This window comes from Novosphingobium subterraneum, from assembly GCF_000807925.1.
Taxonomy (GTDB): Bacteria; Pseudomonadota; Alphaproteobacteria; order Sphingomonadales; family Sphingomonadaceae; genus Novosphingobium; species Novosphingobium subterraneum.
This window is the reverse complement of sequence record NZ_JRVC01000002.1, coordinates 40,934-59,509: the sequence shown is the minus strand read 5'-3', so window position 1 is coordinate 59,509 and position 18,576 is coordinate 40,934. Positions and strand designations below refer to the sequence as shown.

The window sequence follows — 18,576 nt, the reverse complement described above, 5'->3', positions numbered from 1 at the left end:
ATTGGCACGCCAGCGCGTCGCGAACCAGAGGCTTTGGCGAGAAGGCGCGGATGTGGATGAAAGGAACGTCATGTTTGCCTGCGCGTTGGACGGAAAAGCTTCATCAGAAGGGACGAAACCATGGTCGAGCAACGTACGGTAGAAGTGCGTGAACCTGACGGGTCCGCACACACGCATACGACAGTCTATGACGAACTCCCGCGCAGCGGCGGCAGTGGCTGGCTGGTTGCCATTATCCTTTTGATCGCGCTGGTCGTTGGTGGCTATTTCATCATGCAGATGGCGGACAGCCGCGCGAGCCGCGACACTGCGATCGAGCGTGCCGCCGATAACGTAGGGAGCGCGGCCAAGGACATTGGAGACGCGGCGAAGGACGTTGCCGACGGCAAATAGATCCGCTCGGATCAGCCAAGAATGTAAACTCCGCCGACAGATTGTTTTTGTGGGCGGAGTTTTCTCTATATATTTCAGATAGATGTGAACTCCGGATTATGAGCTTGCCGGTGTCAGTGTAACCGACGCTTTACCCTTTGCGGTGTAAGACCGCCCCACTGGGCCATTCCGTGCCCGAGTGGGGTGACGAGTGCCGGGCAAATGATCCGCCTGTTCAAGCATTACATACCGCATTCCGTCCTGCTGCTGGGCTTGCTGGACTTTGTCCTGTTGATCGGCGCCGGCGAACTGGGGTGGCAACTGCGCGCGCACCAGATCGGCATCGACCCGGGCATGGTGCCCATGCGGTTGACGCCATTGCTGCTGTTTGCGGTGCTGGTGCAGACCGCGATGATCGCAGTCGGTGTCTATGGCTCGGACGCGCTGCGTTCGATGCGCTACGCTACGGCCCGCCTGCTGGTGGCGGTGAGCCTCGGGATCATAGCCCTTTCCGTCGTCTACTTCATGCTGCCGGGGCGCACGCTGTGGCGATCGAACCTGTTCTACGCCATGTTCATCGCCATGGCCTTCCTGGTCCTGATCCGTCTGCTGCTGGGAGGACTTCTCGGGACATCGGCATTCCGTCGGCGCGTGCTGGTGCTGGGCGCCGGAGCGCGAGCGGATCGCCTGCGCAAGCTGGGCGAGCGGCCCGAGGCAGGCTTCGCCATTGTCGGGTACATCGGCATGAGCAGTGCCGCACCGGTTGTCGAGGAAGCGATACACCGCGACGCGATCAACAACCTCACGCGCTATGTGGAGAATCTGGGTGTAAGCGAAGTCGTGCTGGCGCTGGAAGAGCGCCGAAATGCGCTTCCGCTGAAGGATCTGCTGCGGATCAAGACCACGGGGGTGCACGTCAACGATTTCTCGACGTTCATGGAACGCGAGACGGGCAGGGTCGATCTCGACACGGTCAACCCCAGCTGGCTGATCTTCTCGGACGGGTTTTCGTCGGGCCGCGCGCTGTCGAGTGCGGCAAAGCGTATCTTCGATATCACGGCGAGCTTGCTGCTGCTGGTCCTGACCCTGCCGGTGATCGTGCTGTTTGCGTTGTTGGTGAAGATCGACAGCAAGGGGCCGGCGTTCTTCCGCCAACGCCGCGTCGGCCTCTATGGCGAGCCGTTCGATGTGATCAAACTGCGCTCGATGCGTACCGATGCCGAGGTGAACGGCGCGCAGTTTGCGCAGGAGAACGACCCCCGCGTGACCCGGATCGGCCGCTTCATCCGCAAGGTCCGCATCGATGAACTGCCACAGACATGGTCGGTATTGAAAGGCGAGATGAGCTTTGTCGGCCCCCGTCCCGAGAGGCCCGAGTTCGTATCGGATCTTGAGGAAAAGCTGCCGTATTACGCCGAGCGCCACATGGTGAAGCCCGGAATCACCGGCTGGGCGCAGATCAATTATCCCTATGGTGCGTCGATCGAGGATTCGCGGCACAAGCTCGAGTACGACCTTTACTACGCCAAGAACTACACCCCTTTCCTGGACCTGCTGATCCTTCTTCAGACTCTGCGCGTCGTGCTCTGGCACGAGGGCGCTAGGTAAGGAGGCGCCGTGATGCAGACCCCCTTGTCATGGCAGGGCTTCGGGCAATGGGCATTTCTCATTGCCGCGTTCTGCTTCCTGATGCTGACAGGCTGGCGCTGGGAGCGCCGGCGTAACGCGCAGGAGGGGTCTGCCCGGGCAGAGCTTGGTGCCTTCATCGTAAGCGGTGCCTGGGCGCTTGTGGTCGCAGGCACCGGATATGCGACGCTGGTCGCGCAGGTATTCGAAAGCTTCCGCACTTTCGCCTGGCTCAGCCTCGCGTTCGTACTGTTTTCCCGCGATGGGCGCCATACGAGTGTGGCGCCGATCAGGCCGGTCATGGCGGCGCTGATCTTCGTCGAAACACTGCAGTTCATCCTGCTCATGCTGAATGTGCGTTATGGCGGCAACGCTGCGGCGCAGGCGATGATCTTCCAGATCTCGATGCTGTTCCGGCTGCTGGTTGCAACGGGCGCGCTGGTGCTGGTGCATAACCTCTATGCCGGGGCCATGGCGCAACAGCGCGTGGCGCTGCGCTGGAGCTGCATCGCGATGGCAACGGTTTGGGGATACGACCTCAACCTTTACACGATTGCCTATCTCGCGCGGACCTTGCCGGTCGAACTCGAAGCCATGCGCGGCGTGGCGCAGATCGGCGTCGCCCTGTTGCTTGCCATTGGTGCGGTGCGAGGACGGTCGGCGCTGCGCTTCTCACCGTCGCGCGCGGTGGCGTTCCAGTCGCTCTCGCTGCTGGTGATCGGCGCCTACATGATCCTGATGGTTGGCGCAGCCCAATCGCTGACCTGGCTCGGCGGCGACGCCGGGCAGCTTGCGCAGCTGGGCTTCGTGTTCGTGACCAGCGTGCTCGTGCTGGCCATTCTGCCCTCGGGGCGCCTGCGTGGCTGGATGAAGGTCATGCTCGCCAAGCACTTCTTCCAGCACCGCTACGACTATCGCTCGGAGTGGCTGCGTTTCACCCGGACGATCGGCCGCGGTGGCACGCATGCGCCGTCATTGCATGAGCGCGTGGTCCAGGCTGTCGCCGACATTACCGACAGTTCAGCGGGCCTGCTTCTGTGCCAGGGCGAGAATGGCGAGATGGTGCTTTCCGCGCGCTGGCAATGGCCGACTGCCGACGTTCCTGCCGAGGCGCTGTCGATCGACCGGGTCGACTTTTTCGAGAAACGTGGGTTCATTGTCGACCTCGACGAACTGCGTGCCGGCGTGAACCATCAGGGCGAGGATGCTGCCGTGCCCCAGTGGCTGGTGGAAGAGCATTCCGCCTGGGCTCTGGTGCCGCTGCTTCACTTTGATCGTCTCGTCGGTCTGGTGGTGCTCGGGCGCCCGCAAGTGGCGCGAAAGCTCGATTGGGAGGATTTCGACCTGCTGCGCGTCGTCGGCATGCAGCTGGCCAGCTACCTCGCCGAGCATGCGGGCCAGTCGGCACTGCTCGAGGCGAGCAGGTTTGAGGAATTCAACCGTCGCATGGCGTTTGTCATGCATGACATCAAGAACCTTGCCAGCCAGTTGAGCCTGCTTTCGCGCAATGCCGAGAAGCATGCGGAAAATCCGGCATTCCGGGCGGACATGCTGATCACGCTGCGCAATTCCGCCGACAAGCTGAACGCTCTTCTGGCCAGGCTTTCGCGCTACGGTGGCAATGCTGCAGAGCGCGTCGAAGACATCGATGCGAGCGAAGTGATCCGCGCAGTGGCCAATCGCTACAATGCGCCGGGGCAGTTGCAGGTCCACGTCACGCATGATGCGCCGTGCCGTGTCCTGGCCAACCGTGAAGTGCTCGAGCAGGTGGTCCTGCATCTGGTGCAGAACGCGATCGACGCCAGCGCCGAGGGCATGGCGGTTTTCCTGCAATGCAACGTCGACGGGCTCTACGGCACGATCGAAGTCATCGACACCGGTTGCGGAATGAGCGCTGAATTCATCCGCAATCGGCTGTTCCGGCCATTCGTATCGACCAAGCAAGGCGGATTCGGCATCGGTGCCTACGAAGCGCGCGAAATGGTGCGGGCAATGCGCGGCAAGCTTGAGGTTGAAAGCCGCGAAGGGCTGGGCAGCCGCTTTACGGTGCGCCTGCCGCTGGCGGCAGCGCAGGGGCTGATCAGTTCGATTGAGGGGGAAAGCACCCCCCATGGGAAAAAGGTGGCATGATGAGTGACGCAAAGTCCGGACAGCGGCCGGTGCTGCTGATCGTCGAGGACGATCCGGGTCTGCAGGCTCAGCTCAAATGGGCCTACGAGGACTTCGAGGTCGTCATCGCCGGCGACCGGGCAACGGCGTTGACGCTGCTTAGGTCGGAAGAGCCCGCTGTCGTGACCCTCGATCTCGGCCTTCCGCCCGATCCGGATGGAACGACCGAGGGGTTTGCCGTGCTTGACGAGATCATGGCGCTGCGTCCCCAGACCAAGGTGATTGTCGCCAGCGGGCACGGTGCGCGGGAATCGGCCCTGAAGGCGATCGAGAAGGGCGCCTACGATTTCTACCAGAAGCCAGTGGACATCGACGCGCTGGGCCTAATCGTGCGGCGCGCACTGCATTTGTCCCAGATCGAAGCGGAAAACCGTGTCCTGGCGACGCGGGCCTCGTCGGACAACAAGGTGCTTGGTCGCATGATCACGGCTGCACCGGAGATGATCAAGGTGGCGCGTACGATCGAGCGCGTGGCCAACACCAATGTCTCGGTCATGCTGCTGGGAGCCAGCGGTACCGGCAAGGAGCTTCTTGCACGCGGTCTGCACGATTGCTCGGGCCGGGCACAGGGCGCATTCGTCGCGATCAATTGCGCGGCCATCCCCGAAAACCTGCTGGAAAGCGAACTGTTCGGGCATGAAAAGGGTGCGTTCACCGGCGCGGTAAAGACGACCGAGGGCAAGATCGAAATGGCGAGCGGCGGCACGCTGTTCCTCGACGAGGTCGGCGACATCCCGCTGCAGTTGCAGGTGAAGCTGCTTCGCTTCCTGCAGGAGCGAACCATCGAGCGGATCGGTGGGCGACGTTCGATCGAGGTCGACACGCGCATCGTCTGCGCAACGCACCAGAACCTCGAGGCAATGATCGCTGACGGCCGCTTCCGCGAGGACCTTTACTATCGCCTGGCCGAGATCGTGGTGCGCATTCCGGGGCTGGCCGAGCGTCCGGGCGATGCGACGCTTCTCGCCAAGTCATTCCTGCTGCGCTTTGCCAAGGAGATGAATCCTTCGGTCAAGGGCTTCGCGCCCGATGCGCTGGCCGCCATCGATGGGTGGAACTGGCCGGGTAACGTGCGCGAGCTTGAGAACCGGGTAAAGCGCGCGGTGATCATGGCCGACGGGAAGCTCGTCTCTGCGGCCGACCTCGATCTGCCGACGGGCGAGTCGCCGGAGGCCTCGCCTCTCAATCTCAAGACTGCGCGTGAAGTGACCGATCGCAAGGTCATTCGCCATGCCCTTGCGCGAAGCGAGGGCAACATCTCCAGCACCGCGCGGCTGCTCGGCATCAGCAGGCCCACGCTTTATGACCTGCTCAAGCAGTACGATCTCCATAACTAGATTCACCGCGGCCGCGCTGATTGCATTGGTCCTTGGCGGACCGGTGCGGGGCGACGTGCCAGCGGACCTGCTCGCCAAGGCGCGCGATGCCATCGCGAAGCGCGACGGCATCGCAGCCGAGGCACCGTTGCGGGCGGCGATGCGGCAGGGAGCGTCCCCCGATGACGTGCGGGCGGAACTCGGCGAGGCACTGCTCCTGCAAGGGGACCGGCGCGAGGCGCGCAAGGTGCTTTACGGCGGTGACTTCCGGGCCGAAAGCGCTGCGCATGGCTGGCAACTGCGCGGACGCATCGAGCTAATGGACGGCCGGCTGGCAGCGGCCGGGCAGGCGCTGGACCAGTCCTATCGCCTCTCGCCGGACAATGCTTCGTTGTGGGTCGACATTGCACGGCTGCGTTTCAGCGGCGGCGAGCAGGCCCAGGCGATCGAGGCGGCAGAGCGTGCGGTAGAGTTGGCGCCCCAAGACCCACGCGCGCTTGAATTGCGGGGGTTGCTGATACGCGAACAGTTTGGCCTGCAGGCTGCATTGCCCTGGTTCGAGGCAGGGCTTCGCGCTGCGCCCGATGACGTGGGGCTGCTGGGCGAATATGCTGCAACGCTTGGCGACATGGGGCAATACCGAGCCATGCTGGTCGTCTGCCGCAAGCTGGCCAAGGTCGATCCCGGCAACGTCCGCGCGCTCTATCTTCAGGCGGTCCTGGCGGCTAGGGCAGGGCAGACCGATCTGGCCCGCAAGATCCTGCTGCAGACTGGCACTGCCTTGCGCGACATGCCTGCGGCTATGCTGCTCAACGGCATTCTCGAATATCGCGCCGGCAACGCCAACCTTGCCGTCGGCCATTTCGACCGGCTGCTGCGCGTGCAGCCCGATAACCTGCAGGCGCGAATGCTGTTGGTGCGGGCTCTGGAACGACAGGGCCTTCATCAGCAGGCGAGCGAGATTGCGTCTGCCTGGGCGAAGCAGAACTTTGCCACGCCTTATCTGCTGGTGCTCGCCGGCGATGCCGAGGCGGGTCTTGGGAACAAGCTCGCCGCCGCGTCCTACCGGGAACGATCGAAAGCAACTGGCCAACGCACTGCGACGGTTATTTCCGCAGATCAGCCATTGCCTGTGCTCGCGTTGGCGTATGGCGATGCGCCAAACTTTGCGGCGAACGCCGTGCCCTACATCCGCGGACTGATCGCGAGCGGCAATGCTGGTCAGGCTGTGTCGGTTGCGGACCGTCTCCGGCTTGCCAATCCCGGCGGAGCTGAGGCGTGGCTGCTGGCAGGCGATGCCCGGCTCATGGCTGGGGATCAAGCCGGGGCGCTTGACCAGTACGGTCGGGCAGCGGTCATTCGCTTCAACCTGCCGACACTGCAGAGAATAGACTACGCCTTGCGTGCAATTGGTAAGCCCGTGGAAGCAAACGGCGTTCTCGCCCGCTACTTGCGGCAGAACCCTGGCAGTCCGCAGGCCCTGAAGCTGCTGTCTGCGGGACGCGCTGCATTGGGTGCCAATTCCGGGCAGGACGCGATCGAGGGCATCCTGCAGCAGCGAGCATTGCGCAATCTGTCATGAACTCTGTCCTCGACAGAGGAGCGCCATGACCTTAATCCGAATTCAATCGAACGATTAAATGCGGAGACGGATCATGGCAGGGGCGCTCGAAGGGCTGACGGTACTCGAATTCGCAGGGATCGGCCCCGGACCGTTTGCCTGCATGATGCTGGCGGACCATGGGGCGCGCGTCATCCGCATCGACCGACCGGCAAAGGGTGACCGTGTTGGGGACAGCGGAAACCGCGATATCCTGAACCGCAATCGCGAACGGATCGAGCTTGACCTCAAGGACCCCGTCGCGATCGCCCGGATCCGCGAAATGGCGAAGGACGCCGATGCCATAGTCGAAGGCTATCGCCCCGGCGTGATGGAGCGGCTTGGCCTGGGACCGGATGTGTTGCTCACCGACAATCCCAGGCTGGTCTACGGGCGCATGACCGGGTGGGGGCAGGACGGGCCGATGGCTCCGCTTGCCGGGCATGACATCAATTATATCGCGCTGGCGGGCGCACTTCACAGCTTCGGTCAGGCGGGCGGAAAGCCGCAGTTCCCCGTCAACCTTGTCGGAGACTTCGGCGGGGGTGGCATGCTGATGGCGTTCGGTGTGATGGCCGCCGTGTTCTCGGCGCAGCGCACTGGCAAGGGGCAAGTGGTGGATTGCGCCATGGTGGATGGCGCGGCGATCCTTTCGGCCATGACCTATACTTTCCTGGGGCTTGGCCGGTGGAAAGACGAGCGCGGCGTCAACCTGCTGGATGGCGGCGCGCACTTCTATGACACCTATGAAACGAGCGACGGCAAGTGGATCTCGATCGGTTCGATCGAGCCACAGTTCTATGCCCTGCTGCTGGAAAAGACCGGCCTGAAGGACGATCCCGCTTTTGCCCCGCAGATGGACCCGCGCGTCTGGCCGGACCTGAAGGCGCGACTTGCCGCGTTGTTCCTGACCAAGACGCGAGACGAATGGTGGGCGATCATGGATGGCACCGACATCTGCTTCGCTCCGGTTCTCAGCTTGCGCGAGGCTCCAAAGCATCCCCACAACACCGCGCGCGAGACGTTCGTCGAAGACGAGGGGATGGTCATGCCTGCGCCGGCGCCGCGTTTCCTCGGTACGCCCGCGCCCAAGCCCTCACTGGCCGGGCGGGGCTGAGAGGTCAGTCTGCCCGGATGGCGGCGTCGATCTCGCTGTCCGGGTACTTGCGCTTGTGGCGGACCGACCACCACAGCGACAGTCCGATAAGGGCTGCGCCGATCAGGCCGGTGATCGTTTCGGGAATATGGAACTTCGCGGACAGCAGCATGATCGCTCCGAGCGCGATGATCGCCCAGAACGCGCCATGCTCGAGGTAGCGGTATTCCGAGAGGGTGCCCTTCTTTACCAGCATGATCGTCATCGAACGGACGAACATTGCGCCGATCGACAGGCCGAGCGCGATGATGACCATGTTGTTGGACAGGGCGAATGCGCCGATCACGCCGTCGAAACTGAATGATGCGTCAAGCACGTTGAGGTAGAGGAAACCGCCAACGCCCGAGCGCACCACCACGCCTGCGGCCTTTTGTGCCTCGTCGCGCATCTCGAGGATGGTGCCCAGCGCCTCGACGGCGATGAAAGTCACCAGGCCAAGCACGCCCGAGACGATGAATGTCAGGGCTTCGGCTTCAGGCAGCATCAGGGAGATGCCATAAATTCCGAGCAGCAGCAGCGCGATCTCGGCAGCCTTGACGTTGGAGACGACGGCGAGCTTTTCCTCGACCCAGCGGATCCAGTGCACTTCCTTTTCGCCATCGAAGAAGAAGCTCAGGCCAACCATTGCAAGGAACGCGCCGCCAAAACCGGCAATGCCAACGTGCGCGCTGCTGACGATCTCTTCATAGCGCTTGGGATCGTTCAGGGAGAGGTTCAAGGCCTCTACCGGCCCCAATCCCGCTGCAATCGCCACGATGGCCAGCGGAAATACGATGCGCATGCCGAACACGGCGATGATCATGCCCCAGGTCAGGAAGCGCTTCTGCCAGATTTCGTCCATTTCCTCGAGCACGGCCGCGTTGACCACCGCGTTGTCGAACGACAGCGAGATTTCGAGGATGGAAAGGACGAACACGATCCATAGCAGGGACATGGTGCCACTGGCGGTGCCGGTCTGCATCCAGCCATAGGCGACGGCCAATGCCAGGCAGACCAGCGTGAAAAGGATCGAACCCTTGTAGAAGCGGAGCAAGCGGAATTCCCTTGTTGGCGTGTCGCGGCGCGTTACTTCGGCTGATAGGTCTGTTCAATACCGGGGAACGCGCGAGAGCGCACTTCGGCAGCATAGCGGGCGGCTGCGCCGGAGATGGTCTCGGCGATATTCTCGTAGATCTTCACGAAGCGCGGCACCCGCTCGAACATGCCGAGCATGTCCTCGGTCACCAGCACCTGTCCGTCACACTGCGCCGATGCGCCGATGCCGATGGTGGGGCAGGGCACGGCCTGCGTGATGGCGATGGCGATGGGTTCGACCACGCCCTCGATCACGATGGCAAAGGCGCCGGCTTCGGCCAGCGCCTGCGCATCGCCGACGATCTTGGCGGCTTCGGCTTCGCTGCGACCACGCGCGTTGTAGCCGCCGAGCACGTTGACCGCCTGCGGGGTCAGGCCAACGTGACCCATCACCGGGATGCCGCGTCTGGTCAGGAAGGCGACGGTTTCGGCCATGGCTTCCCCGCCCTCGAGCTTGACCGCGGCACAACCGGTCTCCTTGAGGAGCCTTGAGGCGCTTTCGAATGCCTGCTGCGGCGAGGCTTCGTAGGAACCGAACGGCATGTCGACCACGACAGCGGCATGGTAGGATCCGCGCACCACCGCTGCGCCGTGGGCGGCCATCATGTCGAGCGTGACCGGCACCGAGGAGGGCAGGCCATAGATCACCTGGCCCAGCGAATCCCCCACCAGCAGCAGGTCGCAATGAGCGTCGAGCAGCTGCGCCTGCCGCGCGGTATAGGCGGTGAGCATGACGACCGGTTCCTTCGTCACGCCATCCTTCTTGCGCTGGCGGATCGCCGGGATCGTCAGCCGCTTCATCGGCGCGGGCGTAGGGTTCGCGCGGCTGGTGGCGGTGTCGAGCTGGAAGGTCGTGGACATCGTTGCGCATCCTCTGAAGCGGGCAGATGCTTCTACTTGCTTGTCGAAAACCCGCAAGGTGGCCCGATGTGTGGCACATATTTGATGCAAGTCTGGGGAAAAATGGCTTGCGCGAAAGGACGTTCCCGCTAGCGTTGCGCGCCATAACCTGGTTTCCGGCGCAACCGTTTTGGTTTCAGGTGCCGGACCAAGGCGGGAGAATTTCATGTTCGGTCGCGTCAAACCGCTCGACGCCATTCTAGCAACTGCTGAAAAGAAATCGTTGCATCGCTCGCTGGGAGCCTTCCAGCTTACCATGCTCGGCGTTGGTGCTGTCATCGGCACCGGGATCTTCGTGCTGACGGCCGAGGCCGCGCAGAAGGCTGGCCCCGGGATGATGATCAGCTTCATCATCGCCGGCTTCGTCTGCGCCGTAGCGGCATTGTGTTACGCCGAGATGGCGTCGATGGTCCCGGTTTCGGGCTCTGCCTACACTTACAGCTACGCCGTGATGGGTGAACTTATCGCGTGGATGGTAGGTTGGGCACTTATTCTCGAGTATGCCGTGGCGGCAGGTGCGGTCAGCGTGGGCTGGTCTGGCTATGTCGTCGGGCTGATCGAGAACGCCTTCAGCATAGACATACCTGACCTTCTGGTGCGCGGGCCCTATGATGGCGGCGTGGTGAACCTTCCCGCGATGCTGATTGCCGGGCTCGTCACCTGGCTGCTGGTGATCGGCACCAAGGAAAGCGCCTCGGTCAACGCGGTGCTGGTGGCGATCAAGGTTTCGGCGCTCACCCTGTTCATCATTCTGGCCGTGCCTGTGATGAAGATGGAAAACTTCGAGCCCTTCGCACCGCTCGGCTTCAGTGGGATCGGCGCGGCTGCGGCCTCGATCTTTTTCGCCTACGTTGGCTTCGACGCTGTCTCGACAGCGGCGGAGGAGACGAAGAACCCGCAACGCAACATGCCGATCGGCCTGATCGGTAGCCTTGCAATCTGCACCGTGTTCTACTTGCTGGTTGCAGCGGGCGTGATCGGTTCGGTCGGCGCACAGCCTGTGCTTGACGCCAACGGTCTTGGTATGGAGCCGGGGAGCCGGGAACTTGCTGCGCAGTGCATGGCCATGGGCGATCAGGCTGTCGTCTGCTCGAAGGAAGCGCTGGCATGGACGCTGCGTGAAATCGGTTGGCCTCAGATCGGCAACCTGATTGGCCTTGCCGCTGGTCTTGCCTTGCCGTCGGTCATCCTGATGATGATGTTCGGCCAGACCCGCATCTTCTTCGTGATGAGCCGCGACGGTCTGCTGCCTGCTTCGTTCTCGAAGATTCATCCGCGTTACAACACGCCACACGTGATCACGATCATTACTGGCGTTTTCGTGGCGCTGTTCGCGGCGTTCTTCCCGGTCGGGCTGCTCGCCAACATTTCGAACTCGGGCACGCTGTTCGCCTTTGCCGCCGTGTCCATCGCGGTTCTAGTGATCCGTCGCCGCGAACCGGGCCGTCATCGGCCGTTCCGTACTCCGGCGATCTACCTGACTTCGCCGCTGGCGTTCGCAGGTTGCCTTTACCTGTTTTACAAGCTCGACGCGAAGAGCCAGCTGCTGTTCGTAATCTGGGCTGCGGTCGGGCTGGTGGTCTATTATGCTTACAGCCGCAGCCGCAGCCACGTGGGCCGCGGTTCGGTCGAAGTGCACGAAGCTGACGCTGACGCACCGCCGCAGCCGGTGCCGCCGATCGACTGATCCTTTGCTTCGAGCAAATGACAAGGGCCGCTCCTTCCGGGGCGGCCCTTTTCGTTTTGTCGATGGAACGACTTAGAGTTGGGTGTCGGTGTAGCCGCCCTTGACGTCGTTGGTGACGTCCATGCCCAGCGCCATCTTTGCGGTTCCGATCAGGCCCATTTCGCCAGCCCAGATCGATGCATCTCCCAGGTTCATGCGCATGAACAGCAGGTTGGGCGAATCCGGCCCGCCGGGAAACCAGGCCTCGACAAAGTTGTTCCAGTGCTTCTCCAGTACGGCGCGATCGGTTTCCTCGACCAGCATGCCGTGGAAGCGGGCGAACACGTCGTGTCCCTTTGAAGAGAACGTGGCGGTGGCGCCGCCCATCTTGGCGAAGCGATTGTCACGGCTCGTGAAGAACCAGATCGCACTGTTGGCGTCCTTGTCGAGCTGCGCGGTCATGGGCGCGGCCGAATCCGGATCGTTGTCGAGCTGGAGCATGACATATGGCGACGACGACATCGCCTTCCAGAATTTTTCGCGCAGCTCTTCGGGATTGCCCTGATCGTACTTCATCGCTGGAATGTCCTTTGCTTGTCGGCAGTTGCCTGATGAACGGGACGAGGCGGGTGAGGTTCCCCCCAGGTTTTTCCCCAAGGCTGTGCACAAAAGGGAAAGGATGCATGGATTGTGCGTTCCTCAAAATAGAACATAATAAGAACAAAGGAACGAATCGCATGATCGAACACGCCCCTATCCGCGATCCAGTCGCAGCCCTCGGCACTCTTGCTCCAGGCCTTGTGCGCGGTATCGGCGCGTCGGACCGGACGCATCGTTGGACACCGGGATTGGCCCTCGATTGCCCCCATGTCGAACTGTTCGCGCGGGCCCGCGATGCCTGCGGGGCAGGAATGGCGCTGGCACTGGCCCGCGATGCCTTGCGCCAGCAGCGCGCCGCAGAGCTGCACGATCGCCGCCCCTTCCTGTGGGTGCAGGACAAGGCGGCGCTGCGTCTTTCCGGCAGGCCTTACCTGCCCGGTCTGGCGGCCGACTTGCGCCATCGCCTTGTCCACGTTGCCGCCGCCACGCCCGAAGATGCCCTCTTCGCGCTGGAAGAGGGCTTGCGCTGCCACGATATGGCTTTCGTGATTGGCGAGATTGCAGGCAATCCTCGCGCCCTCGATTTCACCGCGTCGCGCCGCCTCAGCCTCGCGGCGGAAAAGCATGGCGTGCCGTTATGGCTGGTCCGGCTCGATGCCAGGCGCGATCTCGGCGCAGCGCGAATGCGCTGGGAGATTGCGCCCGCGCCTTCGCCACGCCCGCGCTGGAATGCCCATGCGCCGGGCATCGCCACATGGCGGGCCGATCTGTTTCGTGCCCACACCTTCCACCCCGGACAATGGATCTTGTGCGATGACGACGCTCTCCTCGTCGCCGAACCCTTCACGCCGGATCATGGCGATCTGGTGCACGAATCTGGCGATCGATCGCTGGCGACTGGTTGAGGGGCTGGCTCACGGAGAAGGGCTCGACGCCACCCCGCTCGCTCTGATCGAAGATACCGCCCACGGCCCGCGCATTGCTGCCGCCAACGCTGCTGCCCATGCCGCGGGGGCTGTGCCGTCAATGCGCCTCACCGATGCGCGTACGCTCTGTCCCGCGCTCGCCGTGCGCCCCGCTGATGCTGCGGGCGACCTCGCCTTTCTTGAAAACCTTGCCCTGTGGGCGCAACGCTGGGGGCCATGGAGCGCGCTTGATCCCCCCGATGGCCTGCTCGTCGACACCAGCGGCGTGGCTCACCTGTTCGGCGGCGAGCAAGCCCTGATCGCTGACACGTTGGCCCTGCTGAACAAGCGTGGTTTGACGGCCCGTGCTGCGCTCGCCCCCACTGCAGGCGCGGCTTGGGCGCTTGCGCGGCACGGACCTGTGGCTGCAATCCAGCCCCCAGAGGCAGACCCACGCACATTCCTTGCCGATCTGCCTGTAGCCGCCTTGCGTCTTGATGCCGATGTGATCCTGCTGCTGCGCCGGCTCGGCCTCAAGCGATTGGGTCAGATCGAAGGCCTGACGCGTGAGAACCTCGCCCGTCGCTTCCGCAACCACCGATCGGCTGCAGCGAACCCGCTGTTGCGGCTTGATCAGATCTTCGGTTTGCGGCCCGAACCGCTGCTGCCTGTCGTGGGCGTGCCCGCCCCGATGGTTCAGCGCCGTCTGATGGAACCGATCCGCCACCGCACTCTGCTCGATCGCGTGGTCGAGGACCTCGCTGCCGACTTGGCGCGCTTGCTCGAAGGACTGGGGCAGGGCGCACGTCGCCTCGAGCTCGGAATGTGGAAGGTCGATGGCGAGGTCATGGTGCGGCGGCTCGAGATGGCCGCCGCCTCGCGCGATCCGGCCCATATCTGCCGCCTGTTTGCCGCGCGGCTCGATGATCTCGATGCCGGATTCGGGATAGAACTCGTGCGCCTGCGCGTGCCATGGGCCGAACCCCTGAATCTGTCCCAGGCCGATCTCGATGCCGCGGCTGAGCGCCATGGTACCAGCCTTGCCGCCTGTATCGATCGCCTGACCATACGGCTCGGGCCAGAAGCGGTGCGCCGCCCGGTCGTTCATGGCAGCCATGTGCCTGAACGCGCCCAGCGCTGGCAGCCTCCACTGGCAGATATGTCATCTTCACAGGAAGAATTGCGTTTTCATCGCAGGCCGCTGAAAATATTGGATAAACCGGAATCAGTTTCGGTTATTTATGAAACTCCGGACGGTCTACCTCGCCAGTTCCAATGGCGCGGCCAGCTGCACAAGGTCGTCCGCGCCGAGGGGCCTGAACGCATTGCCCCCGAATGGTGGCGTGAACGCTCTACCGTGCGCTTGCGGGATTACTACCGGATCGAGGACGAAGTCGGCCGCCGTTACTGGATCTATCGCCACGGCGTGATCGGCGATGGCCGCGGCGGAGCCCCCGAATGGTTCATCCAGGGGCTCTTTGCCTGAAGTATCAGATCGATGGTGCCACGATGGTCTGTGCCGTCAGCGTATCGATCACTTCCTGCGGCATGGTCTCTGCCGGACGGCCGGAGACAAAATCGAGCAGGTCCTTGGTCAGACGCTCGGTCTGCGTTGCAAAGAGGCCATGCGGCTCGCCGTCGTACTCGATCAGCGTCGCGTGTGGTACGGCCCTGGCCACGGCGCGTCCGGTTGCCTCGATCGGTACAGTGGCGTCCGAAGTCCCGTGGATCACCAGCGTCGGCACGCTGAACGAGGGCAGGTCACCCCGGAAATCGGTGGTGGCAAAAGCCTTCGCCGAAAGCAGCGTGGGCCTCAGGCCTGCCTGCATGGCGGTCGCCCAGGACAGCTTCAGCGTCTCGTCGCTGACCGGCTTGCTCAGCATGCCCACGCCATAGAAATCGCGGAAGAAGCCGGTGAAGAATTTCGCACGGTCCTCCAGCATGCCTTCGGTCATCTCATCGAACGTCGATTGCGGCACGCCCTCGGGATTGTCGTCGGTCTGGAGCATGTAGGGCACGACCGATGACACCAGCGCCACGCGCGAAACGCCCTGCCCGCCATAGCGCGACATGTAGCGCGCGATCTCGCCACCGCCCATCGAGAATCCGACCAGAGCCGCGCCGTTATTGGCATTCATTGCTGCCATGACGTCAGCCAGATCGTCGGCAAAGGTATCGTAGTCATAGCCATCCGAAGGCTGGTCCGACCGTCCGAACCCGCGCCGGTCATAGGCAATCGCACGGAAGCCTTCATCGGCCAGTGCGTTGCTCACCGGGTCCCAGCTGTCGCCAGAGAGTGGCCAGCCATGGATCAGCACCACCGGCGGCCCATCGCCCCACGACTTGGCATAAAGGCGGGTCCCATCCCGGGTCTCGATCATCGGCATCAAACTGTCTCCTCAGGCCCCGCCCGTGTGGTGCCTGAACGGCTCGTCCCGTTTCGCGTTCCGATGCCCGTCTGCCCACAGGTACGGGCTGGCACTGGAGGCTGAAAGAACATATAAGGAACGAATGTCGCAGCTTACCGTTCTCGAACGCCTCGAAATCCTGGCCGATGCCGCAAAGTACGATGCCTCCTGCGCCTCGTCGGGCACCACCAAGCGCAACAGCAAGGGCGGAAAAGGCATCGGGTCGACCGAGGGCATGGGCATCTGCCACGCCTATGCGCCCGATGGTCGCTGCATCTCGCTGCTCAAGATCCTGCTGACCAATCACTGTGTGTTCGATTGCCATTACTGCGTGAACCGCAAGAGTTCGAACACCCGCCGCGCGCGCTTTACCCCGCAGGAGGTGGTGGACCTGACCCTGTCGTTCTACCGCCGCAACTATATCGAAGGCCTGTTTCTCTCCTCCGGCATCGTCAAAAGCTCCAGCCACACCATGGAGCAGTTGATAGAAGTCGCCCGTATCCTTCGCGAAGAACACGATTTTCGGGGTTATATCCACCTCAAGACGATTCCCGAAGCCGATCCCGAGCTGGTCGCCCAGGCCGGGCTCTATGCCGATCGCGTCTCGATCAACGTCGAGTTGCCAACGGTAGCCGGCCTGACCCGCCTCGCGCCCGACAAGTCCGCACCGCAGATCGAAGGGGCCATGGGGTCGCTGAAGGAAGCGATTGTCGAGGCCAAGGACGCCCGCAAGCGCTTCCGCCATGCGCCGAAATTCGCCCCCGCCGGCCAGTCCACCCAGATGATCGTCGGTGCCGATGCCGCGACCGATGCCGATATCGTCGGCCGCGCCAGCACGCTTTATGATCGCTTCCGCCTGCGCCGCGTCTATTACTCAGCCTTCAGCCCGATCCCCGACGCCAGCGCAGTCCTGCCGCTGAAGCGTCCGCCCTTGATGCGCGAACATCGGCTCTATCAGTCCGACTGGCTGATGCGCTTCTACGGCTTTGCCCCGCACGAGGTGCAGCAGGCCGCCGGCAACGATGGCATGCTTCCGCTCGACATCGACCCCAAGCTCGCCTGGGCCTTGCGCTTTCGCGGAGATTTCCCGGTCGACGTCAACCGTGCCCCGCGCGAGAAGCTGCTGCGCGTGCCGGGCTTGGGCGTGAAAGCCGTCAACGCGCTCGTCGCCGCGCGCCGCCAACGCCGCCTGCGTCTCGCCGATGTCGGCAAGCTTACCGTCTCCATTGCCAAAGTGCGTCCGTTCATCGTCACCGAGGATTGGCGGCCGGTCATGCTGACCGACCGGGCAGATCTGCACAGCCTTCTGGTACCCGCGACCAAGCCTGCCCAGATGGAACTCTTCGCATGAAGCCGTTCCGCGACATGCGCCTGGCCGAAGCGTTCCGGATCCAGCTTGCCGCGCCCGATGATTTCGAAGGCTGGCGTGATGCTGCCCGTCGCATGGTCCGCGCTGATGTGCCGCCAGACCGGATCACCTGGGAATCGCCGGCCGATCCGGGAGCGGACCTGTTCGCCCAAGGGGACCGTCGCCTGCCGTCGCCCCCTGCCGATGCCCCGCAACCGCGCGTTTCACGAGACTTCCTGCAGCTTGCCCAAAGCGTGATCCTTCATTCTGATTCAACGCGTTTTTCCCTGCTCTATCGCGTGCTATGGCGCCTGCAGTCCCGCCCGCGCCTTATGGAAGACAAGGCCGATCCTGACGTTCGCTCGATGGAGGATCTGGCGCGGCAGGTCCGGCGCGACATCCACAAGATGCGCGCCTTCGTCCGCTTCCGCAGCGTCGAGGGTGAGGGGAGCGAGCGCTATGTCGCCTGGTTCGAGCCCGAGCATCATATCCTGCGCGCCAACGCCGGGTTCTTCGTGCGCCGTTTCACCACCATGCGCTGGTCGATCCTCACCCCGCGCGGGACCCTGCACTGGGATGGCGAGGCGCTGCAGGAAGGCCCGCCGGCTACCCGGGCCGATGCTCCCTCTGGCGATCCGGTCGAGGCCCTGTGGCGGAAGTATTATGCGTCGATCTTCAATCCTGCGCGTTTGAAGGTCGGGGCCATGCTCAAGGAAATGCCCCGCAAGTACTGGAAGAACATGCCGGAGGCGGCGCTCATCCCCGAGTTGATCGCCGGAGCGCAGGCACGCGAGGCACAGATGGTGAAGGCGGGCGAACAGGACTTCGGCGAACGGCCGCAAAGCCTTGGCGCGATTGGCGAAGCGATCCTCGGCTGCCGCCGCTGCGAGATCGGCTGCAACGGCACCCGGGCAGTCATGGGCGAAGGGCCCTCATCAGCCGCACTCATGATCGTGGGCGAGCAGCCGGGCGATACCGAAGAGGAGCAGGGCCGTCCGTTCATCGGTCCGGCCGGCCGCCTGCTGCGTTCGCATCTCGAAGAAGCAGGCATTTCGGACGAACGCACTTACGTCACCAACGCGGTCAAGCACTTCAAGTTTGTCCCCCGCGGCAAACGCCGCCTCCACCAGAATCCCACCGCCAAGGAAATCGACATCTGCCGCTGGTGGCTTGATGGCGAGCGCGCGCTGGTCCAGCCCCGGCTCATTCTCGCCTTGGGCGCAAGCGCGGCACGCAGCCTTCTCGGCAAAACAGTCAGCGTGCAAAAAGTGCGAGGCGAACCTCAGGCGCTGGCAGATGGCAGCGAGCTGTGGATCACCACGCACCCCAGCTATCTGCTGCGTCTGCACGATCACGGTCGTGCCGAGGAAGAGGCAAAGTTTGCCAAAGACTTGCGCAAGGTAGCGCAGAGGCTTTCGGAACTATCGGCATAAATC

General features: G+C 63.3%; 15 protein-coding genes. 11 read left to right on the top strand and 4 right to left on the bottom strand.

The genetic code is table 11. The features are described from left to right. The first annotated feature begins 120 nt into the window (after positions 1-120). The 6 genes from NJ75_RS02165 to NJ75_RS02140 all read left to right on the top strand — a co-directional run bounded on the left by NJ75_RS02165 (position 121) and on the right by NJ75_RS02140 (position 8,200). Positions 121-393, top strand: a complete 273-nt coding sequence (locus NJ75_RS02165; RefSeq protein ID WP_062780426.1) for a hypothetical protein — start codon at positions 121-123, stop codon at positions 391-393. Between the two features lie 201 nt (positions 394-594). After that, positions 595-1,980 (top strand): TIGR03013 family XrtA/PEP-CTERM system glycosyltransferase, encoded by a 1,386-nt coding sequence (locus NJ75_RS02160; protein ID WP_039331082.1) that lies wholly within the window; start codon positions 595-597, stop codon positions 1,978-1,980. Positions 1,981-1,992: 12 nt separating this feature from the next. After that, positions 1,993-4,128, top strand: coding sequence for an XrtA/PEP-CTERM system histidine kinase PrsK (prsK, locus tag NJ75_RS02155; protein WP_039331080.1), 2,136 nt, complete (start codon positions 1,993-1,995; stop codon positions 4,126-4,128). Next, positions 4,128-5,504 carry a PEP-CTERM-box response regulator transcription factor gene (gene prsR / locus NJ75_RS02150; RefSeq protein WP_039331473.1) on the top strand — a complete coding sequence of 459 codons (1,377 nt, stop codon included), beginning with the start codon at positions 4,128-4,130 and terminating at the stop codon, positions 5,502-5,504. Before prsK ends, prsR begins: the two co-directional genes overlap by 1 nt. A gap of 55 nt (positions 5,505-5,559) precedes the next feature. Continuing rightward, on the top strand, positions 5,560-7,065 hold the full coding sequence (locus tag NJ75_RS02145; protein WP_169745687.1) for a tetratricopeptide repeat protein: 1,506 nt from the start codon (positions 5,560-5,562) through the stop codon (positions 7,063-7,065). Between the two features lie 73 nt (positions 7,066-7,138). Beyond that, the gene (locus tag NJ75_RS02140) at positions 7,139-8,200 is read left to right on the top strand and encodes a CaiB/BaiF CoA transferase family protein (protein ID WP_039331078.1); all 1,062 of its coding nucleotides are present in this window, start codon (positions 7,139-7,141) and stop codon (positions 8,198-8,200) included. A gap of 4 nt (positions 8,201-8,204) precedes the next feature. Here NJ75_RS02140 and NJ75_RS02135 read toward each other — a convergent pair whose 3' ends face one another. Both NJ75_RS02135 and panB read right to left on the bottom strand, forming a co-directional pair. Next, positions 8,205-9,272: a DUF475 domain-containing protein gene (locus NJ75_RS02135; protein ID WP_039331076.1), complete on the bottom strand. Its 1,068-nt coding sequence runs from the start codon at positions 9,270-9,272 to the stop codon at positions 8,205-8,207. Between the two features lie 32 nt (positions 9,273-9,304). Continuing rightward, positions 9,305-10,174 (bottom strand): 3-methyl-2-oxobutanoate hydroxymethyltransferase, encoded by an 870-nt coding sequence (panB, locus tag NJ75_RS02130; RefSeq protein ID WP_039331074.1) that lies wholly within the window; start codon positions 10,172-10,174, stop codon positions 9,305-9,307. Positions 10,175-10,379: 205 nt separating this feature from the next. Here panB and NJ75_RS02125 point away from each other — a divergent pair, with 205 nt between their 5' ends. Next, the gene (locus tag NJ75_RS02125) at positions 10,380-11,900 is read left to right on the top strand and encodes an amino acid permease (RefSeq protein ID WP_039331072.1); all 1,521 of its coding nucleotides are present in this window, start codon (positions 10,380-10,382) and stop codon (positions 11,898-11,900) included. Between the two features lie 72 nt (positions 11,901-11,972). Here NJ75_RS02125 and NJ75_RS02120 read toward each other — a convergent pair whose 3' ends face one another. Then, entirely contained in the window at positions 11,973-12,455 is a 483-nt protein-coding gene (locus tag NJ75_RS02120; RefSeq protein ID WP_039331070.1) for a pyridoxamine 5'-phosphate oxidase family protein, read from the bottom strand. A 161-nt stretch (positions 12,456-12,616) separates the two neighbouring features. On the opposite strand from NJ75_RS02120, the gene NJ75_RS02115 reads away from it, so the two are divergent. Together NJ75_RS02115 and NJ75_RS02110 are read left to right on the top strand one after the other, a co-directional pair. After that, a complete protein-coding gene (locus tag NJ75_RS02115; protein ID WP_230487828.1) occupies positions 12,617-13,384 on the top strand; it encodes a hypothetical protein in 768 nt (255 codons plus the stop codon). Then, a complete protein-coding gene (locus NJ75_RS02110; RefSeq protein WP_039331068.1) occupies positions 13,293-14,870 on the top strand; it encodes a DUF6504 family protein in 1,578 nt (525 codons plus the stop codon). The genes NJ75_RS02115 and NJ75_RS02110 overlap by 92 nt, the downstream gene beginning before the upstream one ends. Positions 14,871-14,874: 4 nt before the next feature. Here the strand turns inward: NJ75_RS02110 and NJ75_RS02105 are convergent, their stop codons facing one another. Further along, positions 14,875-15,771, bottom strand: a complete 897-nt coding sequence (locus NJ75_RS02105; protein WP_039331066.1) for an alpha/beta fold hydrolase — start codon at positions 15,769-15,771, stop codon at positions 14,875-14,877. Between the two features lie 124 nt (positions 15,772-15,895). On the opposite strand from NJ75_RS02105, the gene NJ75_RS02100 reads away from it, so the two are divergent. Together NJ75_RS02100 and NJ75_RS02095 are read left to right on the top strand one after the other, a co-directional pair. Beyond that, a complete protein-coding gene (locus tag NJ75_RS02100) occupies positions 15,896-17,143 on the top strand; it encodes a putative DNA modification/repair radical SAM protein (protein ID WP_039331064.1) in 1,248 nt (415 codons plus the stop codon). After that, complete coding sequence (locus NJ75_RS02095) at positions 17,140-18,573, top strand: UdgX family uracil-DNA binding protein (RefSeq protein ID WP_174544580.1); 1,434 nt, start codon at positions 17,140-17,142, stop codon at positions 18,571-18,573. The genes NJ75_RS02100 and NJ75_RS02095 overlap by 4 nt, the downstream gene beginning before the upstream one ends. Positions 18,574-18,576: the final 3 nt, after the last annotated feature.